The sequence below is a fragment of the Amycolatopsis sp. NPDC051371 genome (genome assembly GCF_040682155.1).
Taxonomy (GTDB): domain Bacteria; phylum Actinomycetota; class Actinomycetes; order Mycobacteriales; family Pseudonocardiaceae; genus Amycolatopsis.
This window is the reverse complement of record NZ_JBFBAG010000007.1, coordinates 198,200-211,600: the sequence shown is the minus strand read 5'-3', so window position 1 is coordinate 211,600 and position 13,401 is coordinate 198,200. Positions and strand designations below refer to the sequence as shown.

Below are 13,401 nucleotides of genomic sequence, written 5' to 3'. Positions count from 1 at the left end.
CCCGCCAAGCCGCCTGAGCAGCCCCCGTTTTCCACGCTACCGGCGACCACCGACAGTTCGGGCGCCCAAAAGAGAAGGCCCCCTCGGCAACCGCCGAGAGGGCCTTCCCCGAACACGAATCAAGCCGTAGGCGGCTGATACACCTTCGTCAGCTTCCCGGCCGCAGCACGGTCGAGCAACCACAACGTCCGCCGGTGCCCGCGGGCCCCGGCCACCGGCAACTGAACCTCGCCCGCCCCAGCCAAAGCCAACGCCACCGCGTCCGCCTTCGCCGAGCCGGCCGTCATCAACCACACGTCCCGGGCCCGCCGGATCGCCGGCAGCGTCAGCGAAACCCGGGTCGGCGGCGGCTTGGGGCAGTTGCGGACCGCCACCACCGACCGATCGGTCTCGTACACCGCCGGGGACTCTGGGAACACCGAAGCGGTGTGCCCCTCGCCGCCCAGGCCGAGCAGCATGATGTCGAACGACGGGACGTCGCCGTGGTCCTCCGGGCCCGCGTTCGCGGCCAAGACGTCCGCATAAGCCGCGGCAGCACTGTCTACGTCATCGCCGAACTCGCCGTCCGACGGCGCCATCGCGTGGATGCGCTTCGGGTCGAGCGGGACGTGGTCGAGCAGGGCCTCGCGGGCCTGCTTCTCGTTCCGCTCGTCCGAGTCCGCCGGGACGAACCGCTCGTCGCCCCAGTAGATGTCCAGGCGCGACCAGTCGATCGCGTCCCGGGCCGACGAGGCCCGCAGCTCCGACAGCACCGCGATACCGGTGCCGCCGCCCGTCAGCACCAGCGATGCCGAACCCTTGGCCGCCTGGACGTCCACCAGCCGCGTGACCAGGCGAGCAGCCGCCGCGGCCGCCAGGAGGTCCTGGTTCGCGTAGACGACTACTTCCGTCTTGCTCATTTCTTGGAACCGGAAGCGGCCGCCGCCGCGGCAGCGGGCGACGTGACGTCGGCCTTGGCCGGGGCGCCCGTCTTGCCGTTGGTCCCGGACGTGATCTTGCCGAGGCCGTGCAGCGAAGCCTCGTAGACCTCGTCGGGGTCGAGCCGGCGCAGCTCCTCGATCAGGCAGTCCTGGGTGCTGCGCCGCTGCAGCGCGATCCGCCGGGTCGGCTGGCCCGGCTGGGTCAGCGTGCCGACCCGCCCGTCCGGCCGGTGCAGCTCCACCGCGCCCGAGCGGCGCTCCAGGGTGACCGAGATGATCCCGGCCGCGCCCGAGCTCTTGACCCGCTTGACCGGCACCTTCAGGTACTCGGCCAGCCAGGCGGCCAGCAGCTCGGTGGACGGCGAGTCGGCCTCGCCGGTCACGGTCGCGGCAGTGACCTTCTCGAACGGCGGCAGGTCCAGCGCCGAGACGAGCTGGGCACGCCAGTGCGTCAGGCGCGTCCAGGCCAGATCGGTGTCGCCGGCGGTGTAGGCCTTCGCCCGCGTCGTCAGCGCCTTGACCGGGCTCTTCTCCGCGGCCGAGTCGGTGATCCGGCGCTGGGCCAGCTCGCCGAGCGGGTCCTTGTCCGGGTCCTTCGGACCGGTCCCGGGCCACCACGTGACGATCGGCGCGTCCGGCAGCAGCAGCGGCACGACCGCGCTCTGGCCCTGGGCGGCCAGCGGGCCGTAGAGCCGCAGCACGATGACCTCGCTCGCGCCGGCGTCGCCGCCGACCCGGATCTGGCCGTCGATGCGCGGCGCCGCGGTGCGCGCGCCCTTGGCGACCACGATCACCCGCGACGGGTGCTCGCGGCTCGCGCCGTTGGCCGCTTCGATGGCCTCTTCGAGGTTGGCGTCGTCGTCGGCCACGATCACCAGCGTCAGGACGCGTCCGAGCGCGACTTGCCCGCCTTGTTCGCGGATCTCCACCAGCTTCTTGTTCAGTGCCGAAGTCGTGGTGGACGGCAGGTCGATGATCACGGGCGCCTCCATTTCCGGCCGGTGCGCTCCAGCATTTCGTCGGCCGACGGCGGGCCCCAGGTGCCCGGCGGGTACTGCTCCGGCGACCCTTCCTTGGCCCAGTTCTCGAGGATCGGGTCGAGGATCTTCCAGGAGAGCTCGACCTCTTCGTTGACCGGGAACAGCGACGGCTCGCCGAGCAGGACGTCGAGGATCAGGCGCTCGTAGGCCTCGGGGGAGGACTCGGTGAACGCGTGCCCGTAGCCGAAGTCCATCGTGACGTCGCGGACCTCCATCGTGGTCCCCGGCACCTTCGAGCCGAACCGCAGCGTGATGCCCTCGTCCGGCTGGACCCGGATGACCAGGGCGTTCTGGCCCAGCTCCTCGGTCGACGTCGAGTCGAACGGCAGGTGCGGCGCCCGCTTGAACACGACGGCGATCTCGGTGACGCGGCGGCCGAGCCGCTTGCCGGTGCGCAGGTAGAACGGCACCCCGGCCCAGCGGCGGCTCTGCACCTCCAGGGTCACCGCGGCGTAGGTTTCGGTCTTCGAGTCCTTCGCGAAGCCCTCTTCCTGCAGCAGGCCGGGCACCTTCGTGCCGCCCTGCCAGCCGCCGGCGTACTGGCCGCGCGCGGTCGTCTTGCCGAGCGGCCCGACCGGGCCGGTCGCCGAGAGCACCTTGATCTTCTCCGCGCGCAGGGCGCGCGGCTCGAACGAGACCGGCTCCTCCATCGCGGTGAAGGCCAGCAGCTGCAGCAGGTGGTTCTGGATGACGTCACGGGCCGCGCCGATGCCGTCGTAGTACCCCGCGCGGCCGCCGAGGCCGATGTCCTCGGCCATGGTGATCTGCACGTGGTCGACGTAGTTGGCGTTCCAGATCGGCTCGAACAGCTGGTTCGCGAAGCGCAGCGCCAGGATGTTCTGCACCGTCTCCTTGCCGAGGTAGTGGTCGATGCGGAACACCGACTCCTCGGGGAAGACGTCGTTGACGATCGCGTTCAGCTCTTCGGCGCTCTTCAGGTCGTGCCCGAAGGGCTTCTCGATGACGACGCGCCGCCACGTCTTCTCGTCGGCGTTCGCCAGCCCGGAACGGGCCAGCTGCTTGGTCACCACCGGGAACGCGCCGGGCGGGATCGACAGGTAGAACGCGGTGTTGCCGCCGGTGCCGCGCTCCTCGTCGAGGTCCTTGACCGTCTGCGCGAGCCGGTCGAAGGCGTCGTCGTCGTCGAAGGTGCCCTGGACGAACCGGATGCCTTCGGCGAGCCGGTTCCACACCGACTCCTTGAACGGCGTCCGCGCGTGCTCCTTGACCGAGTCGTGCACGAGCTCGCCGAAGTCCTGGTGCTCCCAGTCGCGCCGGGCGAACCCGACGAGCGAGAAGCCGGCGGGCAGCAGCCCGCGGTTGGCCAGGTCGTAGATGGCGGGCATCAGCTTCTTGCGGGCCAGGTCGCCGGTGACCCCGAAGATCACCAGGCTGGACGGCCCGGCGATGCGCGGAAGCCGCTTGTCCCGCGGATCGCGCAGCGGGTTGCTCCAAGTCATGCTTCCCCCTCCTGAACAGCGACCTCCTGTACCGCGCGGACGACCGCCGCGAGCCCGGCGGCCCGGTCGGTCAGGTGCAGGCGCAGCACCGGGCGGCCGTGCTCGGCGAGCACCTGCCCGTCACCGAGGGCCTGGGCGTGCTGCAGCTGGCCCAGCGTGTACGGCCGGTCCGGCACGTCGAGGTCCTGCTCGACGGCGCCGGTGAGCTGCAGGAACACGCCGTTCTGGTGCCCGCCCTTGTGGTACTGGCCGGTGGAGTGCAGGAACCGCGGCCCCCAGCCGAACGTCGTCTGCAGGCCGGTGCGCTTGGCGATCTCGCCGCGCAGCAGCGCCGTCGACGCGTCGTCGAGGCGGTCGAGGTAGGCCTGCACCGCGATGTAGCCGGCTTCGGGCGCGGACGCGAAGAACGCGCGGAGCACGTCGACGAGCTTGCCGTCGGTGGAAACCCCGTCGCTGCCGAAGATCTCGACTGGGCCGTCCACATTGGACGGTTCCTCGCCGCCCTTCAGCTTCTCCGGGTCGTCCAGCAGCGCGCGCGCCGCCTTCTTCGCCGTCTCGACGTCGGGCTGGTCGAACGGGTTGATCCCGAGCAACCGGCCGGCCAGCGCCGTCGCGAACTCCCAGAGCAGCATCTGCGCGCCGAGCGAGCCGGTGACGGCGATCTTCGCCGCGCCCTTGGGGCTGCCGATGGCGACCGGGGTGGCGTCGGACTTCGCGTCGGCGAAGCCGGGCGCCTCGGTGCCCTCGACGGCCACGGGCAGCAACCCGGTGCCCTGCTTGCCGGTGGACTCCGCGATCAGCTGCTCGGCCCAGTCCGGGAAACCCTTGATGCCGGAACCGGAGTCGGCCAAGACGACCTTCTCGGCACCCGCTTCGTGCGCGGCGGCCCACGCGGCGGCCAGCTTGACGCCCGGGTTGTCGACGGAGTCCGCGGCCAGCTCCTCGGCCACCGAGGCGGCCTGGTCGAGCAGGCGGGCGACGTCCGCGCCGGCGAGGCCGGCCGGGACGAGCCCGAACGCGGTCAGCGCCGAGTAGCGGCCGCCGACGTGCGGGTCGGCGAGGAAGGTCTTGCGGTAACCCTCCTTTTCGGACAGTTCCTGGAACGGCGAGCCCGGGTCGGTGACGACCACGATCCGCCGGGCCGCGTCGATCCCCGCGTCGGCGAAGGCCTTCGCGAAGATCCGCCGGTGGCTGTCGGTCTCGACGGTGCCGCCCGACTTCGACGACACCACGATCACCGTGCGCTCGAGGTCGCCGGCGAGTGCGTCGGCGACCTGGCCGGGATCGGTGGTGTCGAGCACGGTCAGCGCGACGCCGTCGGTCCCGGTGATCACCTCCGGCGCCAGCGACGAGCCGCCCATGCCGGCCAGCACGACCCGATCGACGCCCTCGGACCGCAGTTCGGTCCGCAGCGCCTCGATCTCGCCGATCAGCGGCCGGGACGACTTGTGCAGCGTCGTCCACGACAGCCGGATCGACGCCTCGGATTCGGCTTCGGTCCCCCAGAGCGTCGCGTCCTGCGCCGCCAGCTTCGACGCGGCCTGGTCGGCGACCAGCCGCTCGGCCAGCGGCGCGGCACGCTCCGCCAGTTCGGCGTCCACGATCTCGACGCCGGTCTTTTCGCCTGTCGTCATGTCGTGCTTCAGCCCTTCGCCTTTTCGAGCTGGCCGTTCACGGTCTCGAGCAGCTCCACCCAGGACTTCTCGAACTTCTCGACGCCCTCGTTCTCCAGCGTGAGGAACACGTCGGTGATGTCGATGCCGACGCCCTCGAGCTGGTCGAAGACCTCCTGCGCCTCGGCGCCGCGGCCGGTGACCTGGTCGCCCTTGAGGTCGGAGTGCTCGGCGACGGCGTCCATCGTCTTCTCCGGCATGGTGTTGACGGTGTTCTTCACCACCAGGTCGTCGACGTAGAGCGTGGGGGAGTAGTCCGGGTTCTTCACGCCGGTCGAGGCCCACAGCGGGCGCTGCGCGTTCGCGCCGTCGGCCGCGAGGGCCTTCCAGCGGTCCGTCGAGAAGCGCTCCTCGAAGGCCGCGTAGGCGAGCCGCGCGTTGGCGACGGCGGCCTTGCCGCGCAGGGCCTTGGCCTCGTCGGTGCCGATCGCGTCCAGGCGCTTGTCGATCTCGGTGTCCACGCGGGAGACGAAGAACGACGCGACCGAGTGGATGCCGCGCAGGTCGTGACCGTTGGCCTTCGCCTGCTCGAGCCCGGTGAAGAAGGCTTCGATGACCTTCTTGTAGCGCTCGACGGAGAAGATCAGCGTGACGTTGACGCTGATGCCCTCGGCCAGCGTGGCGGTGATCGCCGGCAGGCCCTCTTCGGTGGCCGGGATCTTGATCAGCACGTTCGGCCGGTCGACGGTCTTCCACAGGTCCTTGGCCTCGGCCACCGTCTTGCCGGTGTCCTTGGCCAGGCGCGGGTCGACCTCGATCGAGACGCGGCCGTCGACGCCGTTCGTGGCGGTGTAGACGTCGCGGAACAGGTCCGCGGCGTTGCGCACGTCGGTCGTCGTCAGGTCCCGGATGGTCGCCTCGACGTCGGCGCCCTGGGCCGCGAGTTCCCGGGTGCGCTCGTCGTAGGCGTCTCCCTTCGACATCGCGTTTGCGAAGATCGTCGGGTTGGTCGTCACGCCGACGACGTGCTTGTCGCGGATCAGGTCGGCGAGGTTGCCGGTGTTCAGGCGTTCACGCGAGAGGTCGTCGAGCCAGATCGATACACCGGCCTCGGACAGCGCCGCGAGCTTGTCGTTGCTCATTACTGTCATCCCCTTCAGGAATTCTTGGTGTTCTGGATCGAGCGGCGGGCGGCCTCGACGACTGCTTCCGCGGTGAACCCGAACTCACGGAACAGTGTGGCGGCATCGGCGGAGGCGCCGAAGTGCTCGATCGAAACGTTCACCCCGGCGTCACCCGTGAAGCGGTGCCACGACTGGGCGATGCCCGCCTCGACGGACACGCGGGCCTTCACGGCGGCCGGGATGACGGATTCGCGGTAGGCCGCGTCCTGCGCGTCGAACCACTCGACGCACGGCATCGAAACGACGCGCGCCTTGACGCCGTCGGCTTCGAGGACCTTCTTCGCCTCGACGGCGAGCTGGACCTCGGAGCCGGTGCCGATCAGGATCACATCGGGCGTGCCGGCAGCGTCATCCACGTCAGCCAGGACGTACCCGCCCTTCGCGACGCCTTCGGCGCTGGTGCCCTCGAGCACCGGCACGTTCTGGCGGGTGAGCGCCAGACCGGACGGGTGGTGGATGTCCTCCAGCACGGCCTTCCACGCGTACGCGGTCTCGTTGGCGTCCGCCGGGCGGACGACGTTGAGGCCCGGGATCGCGCGCAGCGCGGAAAGCTGCTCGATCGGCTGGTGCGTCGGACCGTCTTCGCCGAGCCCGATCGAGTCGTGCGTCCAGACGTAGGTGACCGGCGCCTTCATCAGCGCGGCCAGCCGGACCGGCGGGCGCATGTAGTCGGAGAAGATGAGGAACGTCGCGCCGTACGGGCGGGTGCCGCCGTGCAGCGCGATCCCGTTGAGGATCGAGCCCATGGCGTGCTCGCGGATGCCGAAGTGCAGCGTCCGGCCGTACGGGTTGGCCTGCCACATGTCGGTGGCGGCCTTCTCGGGACCGAACGAGTCGGCGCCCTTCATCGTGGTGTTGTTGCTCTCGGCCAGGTCGGCCGAGCCGCCCCACAGCTCCGGCAGCGGGTCGGCGAGGGCGTTGAGCACCTCACCCGAGGCCTTGCGGGTCGCGACGCCCTTGGCGTCCGGCTCCCACTTCGGCAGGTTGTCGGCGAAGCCCTCCGGCAGCGTGCGGGTGGACATGCGGTCCGCCAGCTTCTTGCGCTCCGGGTTGGCCTTGCCCCACGCCTCGAACTTCTCGGTCCACTCGGCGTGCGCGGTCCGGCCGCGCTCGAGCGCCTGGCGGGTGTGCTTGAGCACGTCGTCCTCGACCTGGAACGACTGCTCCGGGTCGAAGCCGAGGATCTTCTTGACCGCGGCGACCTCTTCGCCGCCCAGCGCGGCGCCGTGCGCCTTGCCGGTGCCCATCTTCTTCGGCGCCGGGTAGCCGATCACGGTCTTCACCGCGATGAACGACGGACGGCCGGTTTCGGCCTTCGCGTTCTTGATGGCCTCTTCGATCGCGACGACGTCTTCGCCGCCTTCGACGACCTGGGTGTGCCACCCGTAGGCCTCGTAGCGGGCGACGGTGTCCTCCGAGAGGGCGATGTTCGTGTCGTCCTCGATGGAGATCTTGTTGTCGTCCCAGAAGAGGATCAGGTTGCCCAGCTCCTGGCGGCCCGCGATGGACGAGGCCTCGGAGGTGACGCCCTCTTCGATGTCACCGTCGGAGGCGATGGCGTAGATGTGGTGGTCGAAGATGCTCTCGCCGGGCGCCGCGTCCGGGTCGAGCAGGCCGCGCTCGCGGCGGGCGGCCATCGCCATGCCCACGGCGTTCGCCAGGCCCTGCCCCAGCGGGCCGGTGGTGGTCTCGACGCCGTCGGTGTGCCGGTACTCCGGGTGACCGGGGGTCTTGGAGCCCCACTTGCGCAGCTGCTTGAGGTCCTCGAGCTCGAGGCCGTAGCCGGCGAGGAACAGCTGGATGTAGAGAGTCAGGCTCGAGTGCCCGGCCGACAGCACGAACCGGTCGCGGCCCGGCCAGTTCTGGTCGTTCGGGTCGTGCCGGAGGGTGCGCTGGAACAGCGTGTAGGCCAGCGGCGCCAGGCTCATGGCGGTGCCGGGGTGGCCGCTGCCACAGTTCTCGACCGCGTCCGCGGCGAGCACCCGGACGGTGTCCACGGCGCGGGTGTCGGTCTCGGTCCAGTCGGCGGGGACGTTACGCCGGAGGAGTGGGTTGTTCTCGCTGGTAGGGGCAGTATCGGACACTGAACTCCAACTCCCGGTCATTCTTGTTGCGGCTGTCTTCCTCGTTCCGGTTACCCGTGCGCACGCACATCTATCTCAATCGATCCCGAAGGGACGATATTCCTGCTCGCGGCCATGCGCAGGGGCAATCGCGGCCCGTCGCGGCCAGCCTAGTGCTTGGACCCCTCGAGGACCCGCGATCACCCACGGGATTCACCACGTCTAACATCGTTCGAGGGTTCAGACCGGCAGGTTTTCAGCGGCACCACACGCCTGCGGCCCCGTGCCCGCCCCGAACCTGACACAGGGAGTGAAATGTCGTTGGTGAACGCTGCGCACGGACGCAGTGACGACACCAGCGCCGTGCACCCGACCGGTGAGCGACCGCACGGTGACCGGCGAAGCGTCCGCCAGGTCGTCGGTGCCTACGCGGCGCTGGCGAAGCCGCGCGTGATCGAGCTCCTCCTGGTGACCACCATCCCGGCGATGTTCCTCGCCGGCCGTCAGATCCCCTCGCCGTGGCTGGTCCTGGCCACGCTGGTCGGCGGGACGATGGCCGCGGGCAGCGCGAACGCGCTCAACTGCGTGATCGACGCGGACATCGACAAGGTGATGAACCGCACGAAGCGCCGTCCGCTGGTGAAGGACTCGGTGCCGCGGCGCGGCGCGCTGATCTTCGGCTTGGTCATGGGCGTCGCGTCGGCCGTCGTGCTCTATTTCACGGTCAACATGCTGTCGGCGATCCTGGCGGTCGCGACGATCCTCTTCTACATCTTCGTCTACACGCTCGGCCTCAAGCGGCGCACGTCGCAGAACGTCGTCTGGGGCGGCGCGGCGGGCTGCATGCCGGTCGTCATCGGCTGGGCCGCGGTCACCGGCACCGTGCAGTGGCCGGCGTTCGTGATGTTCGGCGTCATCTTCTTCTGGACGCCGCCGCACACGTGGGCGCTGGGCATGAAGTACCGCGACGACTACGAGCGCGCGGGCGTCCCGATGCTCCCCGTGGTGGCCACGGCCGAGCACGTCGCCAAGCAGATCGTCATCTACTCGTGGGTGATGGTGGCGTGGACGCTGCTGCTGCTCCCGGTGACGTCGTGGCTGTACGGCTCGTTCGCCGTCCTGGCGGGCGGCTGGTTCCTCTTCTACGCGCACAGCCTGCAGGCCGCGGTCCGGCGTGGTGAAGAGACGAAGCCGATGGCGCTGTTCCACCGGTCCAACACGTACCTGATGATCGTGTTCGTGGCGCTGGCGGTCGACTCGGCCATCGGCCTGCCCACCCTCGGCCTGCCGTTCTGAGTCCGGCGGAGTTCTTCGCGGACGTCGTCGAGTCGGGCACCGTGCTCGGCGCCGACCACACCTGGTCACCCGAGCGGGTGGCGGAGCTGCTCGGCGCCGACTACGGCGACAACCCTTCGAAGCACTCCCTGGGGCGCGACCACGGCCTGGTCGAGTTCTTCTGGCAGCGTGGCAGTGCGCGCGAGCCGTGGGCCGGGACGCACTTCTCGGTCCAGGCCCACCGGCTCCGGTACCGCGACCCCGAGCTGGTCAACCCGGCGATCCGGGAGCGCTACGGGGCCTTCCCCGCGCCGGTGACGTTCGACGAGGTCGGCGCGGTGCTCGCCGAGCGGGGCGTGCGGCTCGACGAGGTGCCGTACCCGTCCGACCCGGACGAGGTGCGCACGTACTGGCAGCCGGACTCGCGAACCACGATCCACGTCGTCGCCGGGTCCTACTACGGGACCGCGGGTGACGTGTACAAGGTGATCAGCCCGGACCGGCCGTGAGGCCACGGCCCGGCAAAGACCGGATCCTGGCGGTGCTGGCGGCCGTCGTGGTCCTCGGCCTCCTGGCGTTCATCGGCCGCGGCAAGGTGTCGCTCGACACGAACGAGCTGCTCGGCACCGCCTGCGCCATCCCGTCGCGGATCACCGCGGTCGCGGGCCCGGCGCCCGACGGCGGAACCGTTCGGGTCGCCGAACAGGGACCGGGCGCGGCTGTGCTGGAGAACACGAGCGCCCTGGCCGCCTACCGGATCCCGGTGACCTCCGGGGCCACGCGCCTCGTGGTGCCGGTGCTCACGCCGGGACAGCGGATCGGCGTCGCGCTCGACCGGCCCGCGCTCGGCGCGGCGACCTGGCTCGCGCCCGAGGCACTGGGCGGCTTCACCCCGGTGACCGCGACCGTCGTCCCCGGAGGTGTCCGCTACACCTCGGCGAACTGCCGCGCGCTGACCAGCCGCGGCGCCGTCGTGCTTCACCGCGACACCGCCGGCCGGATCACCGTCGCCGAGCAACTACCCGCGGCGAGCGTTTCGTGCGCGATGGGGGAGAAGGAACTGCCGGTGGCTCTTGCTCCCGGCGCCGAGGTCTACCCGTACTGCGATCTGTCGGCCTTCTGAAACTCTCGGTGTGCCCGCGAACACTGTGGGAGACTGCCGTGGTCGGGCTTACTCGGGGAGGGTGCCATGCCTGATCACGGAGTCGACCTTGCCGTCGATCTCTATCGGATGCTCGTGGTCGCCAAGGACGATTTACCCTCGGTTTCCGCGGTCTACGGAGACGTCGTCGCGAAGTACGGCCTGGCTCGGTCCGGGCTGGACGGCGCGATGGCCCGACCCGACCACTTCGGCGGAGGTGCGCTGGGGCCGGTGCACGCTGCCTGGGTCGAGTTGCACGGCATCGCGGCGAAGTTCATGACGGACACCCAAGCCAATCTGAACGACACCGCCGCGGCCCTGGCCAAGGCCGTCGAGATGTACGCGACGACCGATCGCACGGCCGCGGATCAGCTGCACAAGCTGATCGCGGAACGCGGCGAGCCCACGCCGGGGCGGTGACGCGTGAGCTTCGGAGAGCTGATGGCCCACGCGAGCGAGATCAAGTTCTTGGCGATCAAACGGGCATTGGACGAGCACGAGACCGAGCCGGAGTACGCGCGGCAAGGTGTCGACGGCTATTACCAGCAAGTGATCGAGCCCTTGTTCAAACCGTTTTCCCGTGTTCCCGATCCGGCCGGCTATCAGCCGATGATCGATGACCTGTCCGCCGCGATGCACGACCTGTCCGGCGGGCACATCGACCAGGACCCGATCGACAAGAACCCCTACCTGGCCAATCCCACGCTGGAGAAGATCCACACGGCGAGCGACTACCTCCAGGACTGGTCGGGGCAGGCCGCGATGCAGTTCAAGCAGAAGTTCCTCGATCCGTTCCCGGCGATTTCCGCCAACCAGTTCATCCTCACGGCGATCCTCAAAGCGGCACTGGAGGCTCACCAGGCGATGTGGTCGAAGACCCGGGACGACATCGACAAGATCGCGCACGCCACGATGGACGCGTTCGACAACAAGTGCTGTGACAAGAACACGTGGAACGTGACCTTCACCGTGCTTTCTTCGATCGGTGCCACGGCCGCCGCCATCCTCACCGTCGCGACCGAGGGTGCGGCGGCCCCGCTTGCGTTGCAGGTGATCGGCGCGGCCGCGCAGGTCGGGGCGGTACTGCCACCCGAAAACGTCCCGGACCCACCCAAGGGCGGCGGGGAGACGGCGCTGCAGATCATCAACTCGATGAAGACCGCGATCGATCAGTTGACGCAGGCGGTTGCGGGCCAAGAGGCACAGGTCGCGAAACACATTGCGGCTGTCACGACGCTGGTCGGCAGCAACCCTTCGTATTTCGTCTCCGCCCGTCCGGCTCTCGCCTCCGTTCCGGAAGGCGAGATCACCGGCAGCGCCGGCCTCGGCGAATCGAACTGAAGGAACGTGACCATGGGAAGACTCGCCGACCGACTCGACGGCATCCGGGTACGAGTCCGGGCACCCGGCGCCGACATCGAGGCCGAACTGCGCAACCGGACGGACATCACGATCACGTTCGGCGAAAGCGTCTACGACTTCGCCGACGAACATGGGCTGGAGCGCTCGCTGGCGGCCTTGGCACGCCTGGTTTACGCGGGCTGGCTGCGTCAGTACCGGGCGGCGATCGACGAATCCGCCCTCGACATCACGCCGCGCGACGAACGGGACCACGAGTTCCTCGACGAACGGTCGAAGATCGAAGCCGGCGGGAGGTCGAGCGACGGCCGGATCTCCCTGACCTGCGTAGGTATGCAGGAGATAGCGGTGGAGATCGTGCCCAGCACGGTCCGGGAGCTGGCCGAAGAACAGTTCGCGGTGCGCGCCGAAGAGGCCGTCACCATCCTGATCCAGGACTACCTGGCGAAGGTCAGCGCCCTGAGGAAGCGGTTCTACGGATGAACAAGAAAGGGCTGCTCGTGGTGCTCGGCGCCGTCGTTCTCCTCGGCGCCATCGTGGTTTCCGCCGGAGCGAAGCTGCCCTGGTTCGAGGGATCTCCCTCGGACAACAGTTGTGACATCCCCGATCGTGCCCCCGCGAGTTCGCCGGTGGCGCCCGCGACAGGGGGGATCGAAGTCGTCGATCAGGGGTTCAGTCAGGGTCCGTTCGACCTGGTCAGTCTCGGGGCCGTCCTGGAGAACTCCAGCGCCGAGGTCGCGTACCGGATCACGGTGCGGTTCCGGCTGTTCGACGCCGCACGTCACGAGCTTCCCGAAGTCACGCCCGGCGAGCTGAGCGTCGAGGTTCCCCTGCTCCTGCCCGGCCAGCGGATCGGCGCCGGGACAGGTGCTCACAAGCACGACATCCGAGTGGCCGACGTCGAAGCGGGCGTGGGATCGAACACCTGGCTGCCCCGCGCCGCCGTGGGCAGCCTCGGTCCGGTCGGCGCTACCTATCTCCGCACTTCACGGTACTACCCGGACAATCCGGCTTATGTCGACGTCCACTACCGTGAGACGTTCCCGAACTGCCGGGCGCTGGCCAGCAGTGGCACCGCCGTGGTCTTCCGCGATCGCACCGGCCGGATCGTCGGGGGCGACCACGGCCCGGCCGACATGCCGCTCACGTTCCGGGACACCCACGGCAACGACATCGTGGTCGAGCGGCAGCCTCCGGTCAGCAAGTCGTGTACACCAGGGGAGCGGGAGACCTGGGTCATCCCGTACGTGGGCGGCCCCGCCGCGGCCGACGACGCCCGCACCGAGGTCTACCCGTACTGCGCCCTCGGGCCGGAATGATCGCGCCGGGGCGGCCGTTAGACTTGT

The 13,401-nt window shown here is 69.6% G+C and carries 13 protein-coding genes; 7 read left to right on the top strand and 6 right to left on the bottom strand.

From position 1 onward, the window contains the following. Positions 1-119: 119 nt before the first annotated feature. From pgl to tkt, 6 genes are read right to left on the bottom strand one after another with little or no spacing between them, the layout of a single operon-like run. A complete protein-coding gene (pgl, locus tag AB0M59_RS12145; protein WP_364612809.1) occupies positions 120-899 on the bottom strand; it encodes a 6-phosphogluconolactonase in 780 nt (259 codons plus the stop codon). Then, positions 896-1,900 (bottom strand): glucose-6-phosphate dehydrogenase assembly protein OpcA, encoded by a 1,005-nt coding sequence (gene opcA, locus AB0M59_RS12140; RefSeq protein WP_364612806.1) that lies wholly within the window; start codon positions 1,898-1,900, stop codon positions 896-898. Before opcA ends, pgl begins: the two co-directional genes overlap by 4 nt. Beyond that, positions 1,897-3,420 (bottom strand): glucose-6-phosphate dehydrogenase, encoded by a 1,524-nt coding sequence (gene zwf, locus AB0M59_RS12135; protein WP_364612803.1) that lies wholly within the window; start codon positions 3,418-3,420, stop codon positions 1,897-1,899. The genes opcA and zwf overlap by 4 nt, the downstream gene beginning before the upstream one ends. Next, on the bottom strand, positions 3,417-5,054 hold the full coding sequence (locus AB0M59_RS12130) for a glucose-6-phosphate isomerase (protein ID WP_364612800.1): 1,638 nt from the start codon (positions 5,052-5,054) through the stop codon (positions 3,417-3,419). Before AB0M59_RS12130 ends, zwf begins: the two co-directional genes overlap by 4 nt. A gap of 8 nt (positions 5,055-5,062) precedes the next feature. Next, a complete protein-coding gene (gene tal / locus AB0M59_RS12125) occupies positions 5,063-6,175 on the bottom strand; it encodes a transaldolase (RefSeq protein WP_364612797.1) in 1,113 nt (370 codons plus the stop codon). Positions 6,176-6,189: 14 nt separating this feature from the next. After that, positions 6,190-8,301 carry a transketolase gene (gene tkt / locus AB0M59_RS12120; RefSeq protein ID WP_364612794.1) on the bottom strand — a complete coding sequence of 704 codons (2,112 nt, stop codon included), beginning with the start codon at positions 8,299-8,301 and terminating at the stop codon, positions 6,190-6,192. Between the two features lie 294 nt (positions 8,302-8,595). Between tkt and AB0M59_RS12115 the strand changes: the two genes are divergently transcribed. The 7 genes from AB0M59_RS12115 to AB0M59_RS12085 all read left to right on the top strand — a co-directional run bounded on the left by AB0M59_RS12115 (position 8,596) and on the right by AB0M59_RS12085 (position 13,374). Continuing rightward, positions 8,596-9,576, top strand: coding sequence for a heme o synthase (locus tag AB0M59_RS12115; protein ID WP_364612791.1), 981 nt, complete (start codon positions 8,596-8,598; stop codon positions 9,574-9,576). A gap of 41 nt (positions 9,577-9,617) precedes the next feature. Next, entirely contained in the window at positions 9,618-10,064 is a 447-nt protein-coding gene (locus AB0M59_RS12110) for a hypothetical protein (protein WP_364612788.1), read from the top strand. Then, the gene (locus AB0M59_RS12105; RefSeq protein ID WP_364612785.1) at positions 10,061-10,678 is read left to right on the top strand and encodes a hypothetical protein; all 618 of its coding nucleotides are present in this window, start codon (positions 10,061-10,063) and stop codon (positions 10,676-10,678) included. The genes AB0M59_RS12110 and AB0M59_RS12105 overlap by 4 nt, the downstream gene beginning before the upstream one ends. Before the next feature lie 66 nt (positions 10,679-10,744). After that, entirely contained in the window at positions 10,745-11,116 is a 372-nt protein-coding gene (locus AB0M59_RS12100) for a type VII secretion target (RefSeq protein ID WP_364612782.1), read from the top strand. A 3-nt stretch (positions 11,117-11,119) separates the two neighbouring features. Continuing rightward, positions 11,120-12,037, top strand: coding sequence for a hypothetical protein (locus tag AB0M59_RS12095; protein ID WP_364612779.1), 918 nt, complete (start codon positions 11,120-11,122; stop codon positions 12,035-12,037). Between the two features lie 12 nt (positions 12,038-12,049). Continuing rightward, the gene (locus AB0M59_RS12090) at positions 12,050-12,538 is read left to right on the top strand and encodes a hypothetical protein (RefSeq protein WP_364612776.1); all 489 of its coding nucleotides are present in this window, start codon (positions 12,050-12,052) and stop codon (positions 12,536-12,538) included. Next, positions 12,535-13,374 (top strand): hypothetical protein, encoded by an 840-nt coding sequence (locus AB0M59_RS12085; RefSeq protein ID WP_364612773.1) that lies wholly within the window; start codon positions 12,535-12,537, stop codon positions 13,372-13,374. The genes AB0M59_RS12090 and AB0M59_RS12085 overlap by 4 nt, the downstream gene beginning before the upstream one ends. Positions 13,375-13,401: the final 27 nt, after the last annotated feature.

Excerpts from the sequence above, each read along its gene's own strand:
- AB0M59_RS12085 (WP_364612773.1), top strand. The coding sequence starts at position 12,535 with ATGAACAAGAAAGGGCTGCTCGTGGTGCTCGGCGCCGTCGTTCTCCTC.
- AB0M59_RS12130 (WP_364612800.1), bottom strand. The coding sequence starts at position 5,054 with ATGACGACAGGCGAAAAGACCGGCGTCGAGATCGTGGACGCCGAACTG.
- AB0M59_RS12090 (WP_364612776.1), top strand. The coding sequence starts at position 12,050 with ATGGGAAGACTCGCCGACCGACTCGACGGCATCCGGGTACGAGTCCGG.
- AB0M59_RS12100 (WP_364612782.1), top strand. The coding sequence starts at position 10,745 with ATGCCTGATCACGGAGTCGACCTTGCCGTCGATCTCTATCGGATGCTC.
- pgl (WP_364612809.1), bottom strand. The coding sequence starts at position 899 with ATGAGCAAGACGGAAGTAGTCGTCTACGCGAACCAGGACCTCCTGGCG.
- zwf (WP_364612803.1), bottom strand. The coding sequence starts at position 3,420 with ATGACTTGGAGCAACCCGCTGCGCGATCCGCGGGACAAGCGGCTTCCG.
- tal (WP_364612797.1), bottom strand. The coding sequence starts at position 6,175 with ATGAGCAACGACAAGCTCGCGGCGCTGTCCGAGGCCGGTGTATCGATC.
- AB0M59_RS12115 (WP_364612791.1), top strand. The coding sequence starts at position 8,596 with ATGTCGTTGGTGAACGCTGCGCACGGACGCAGTGACGACACCAGCGCC.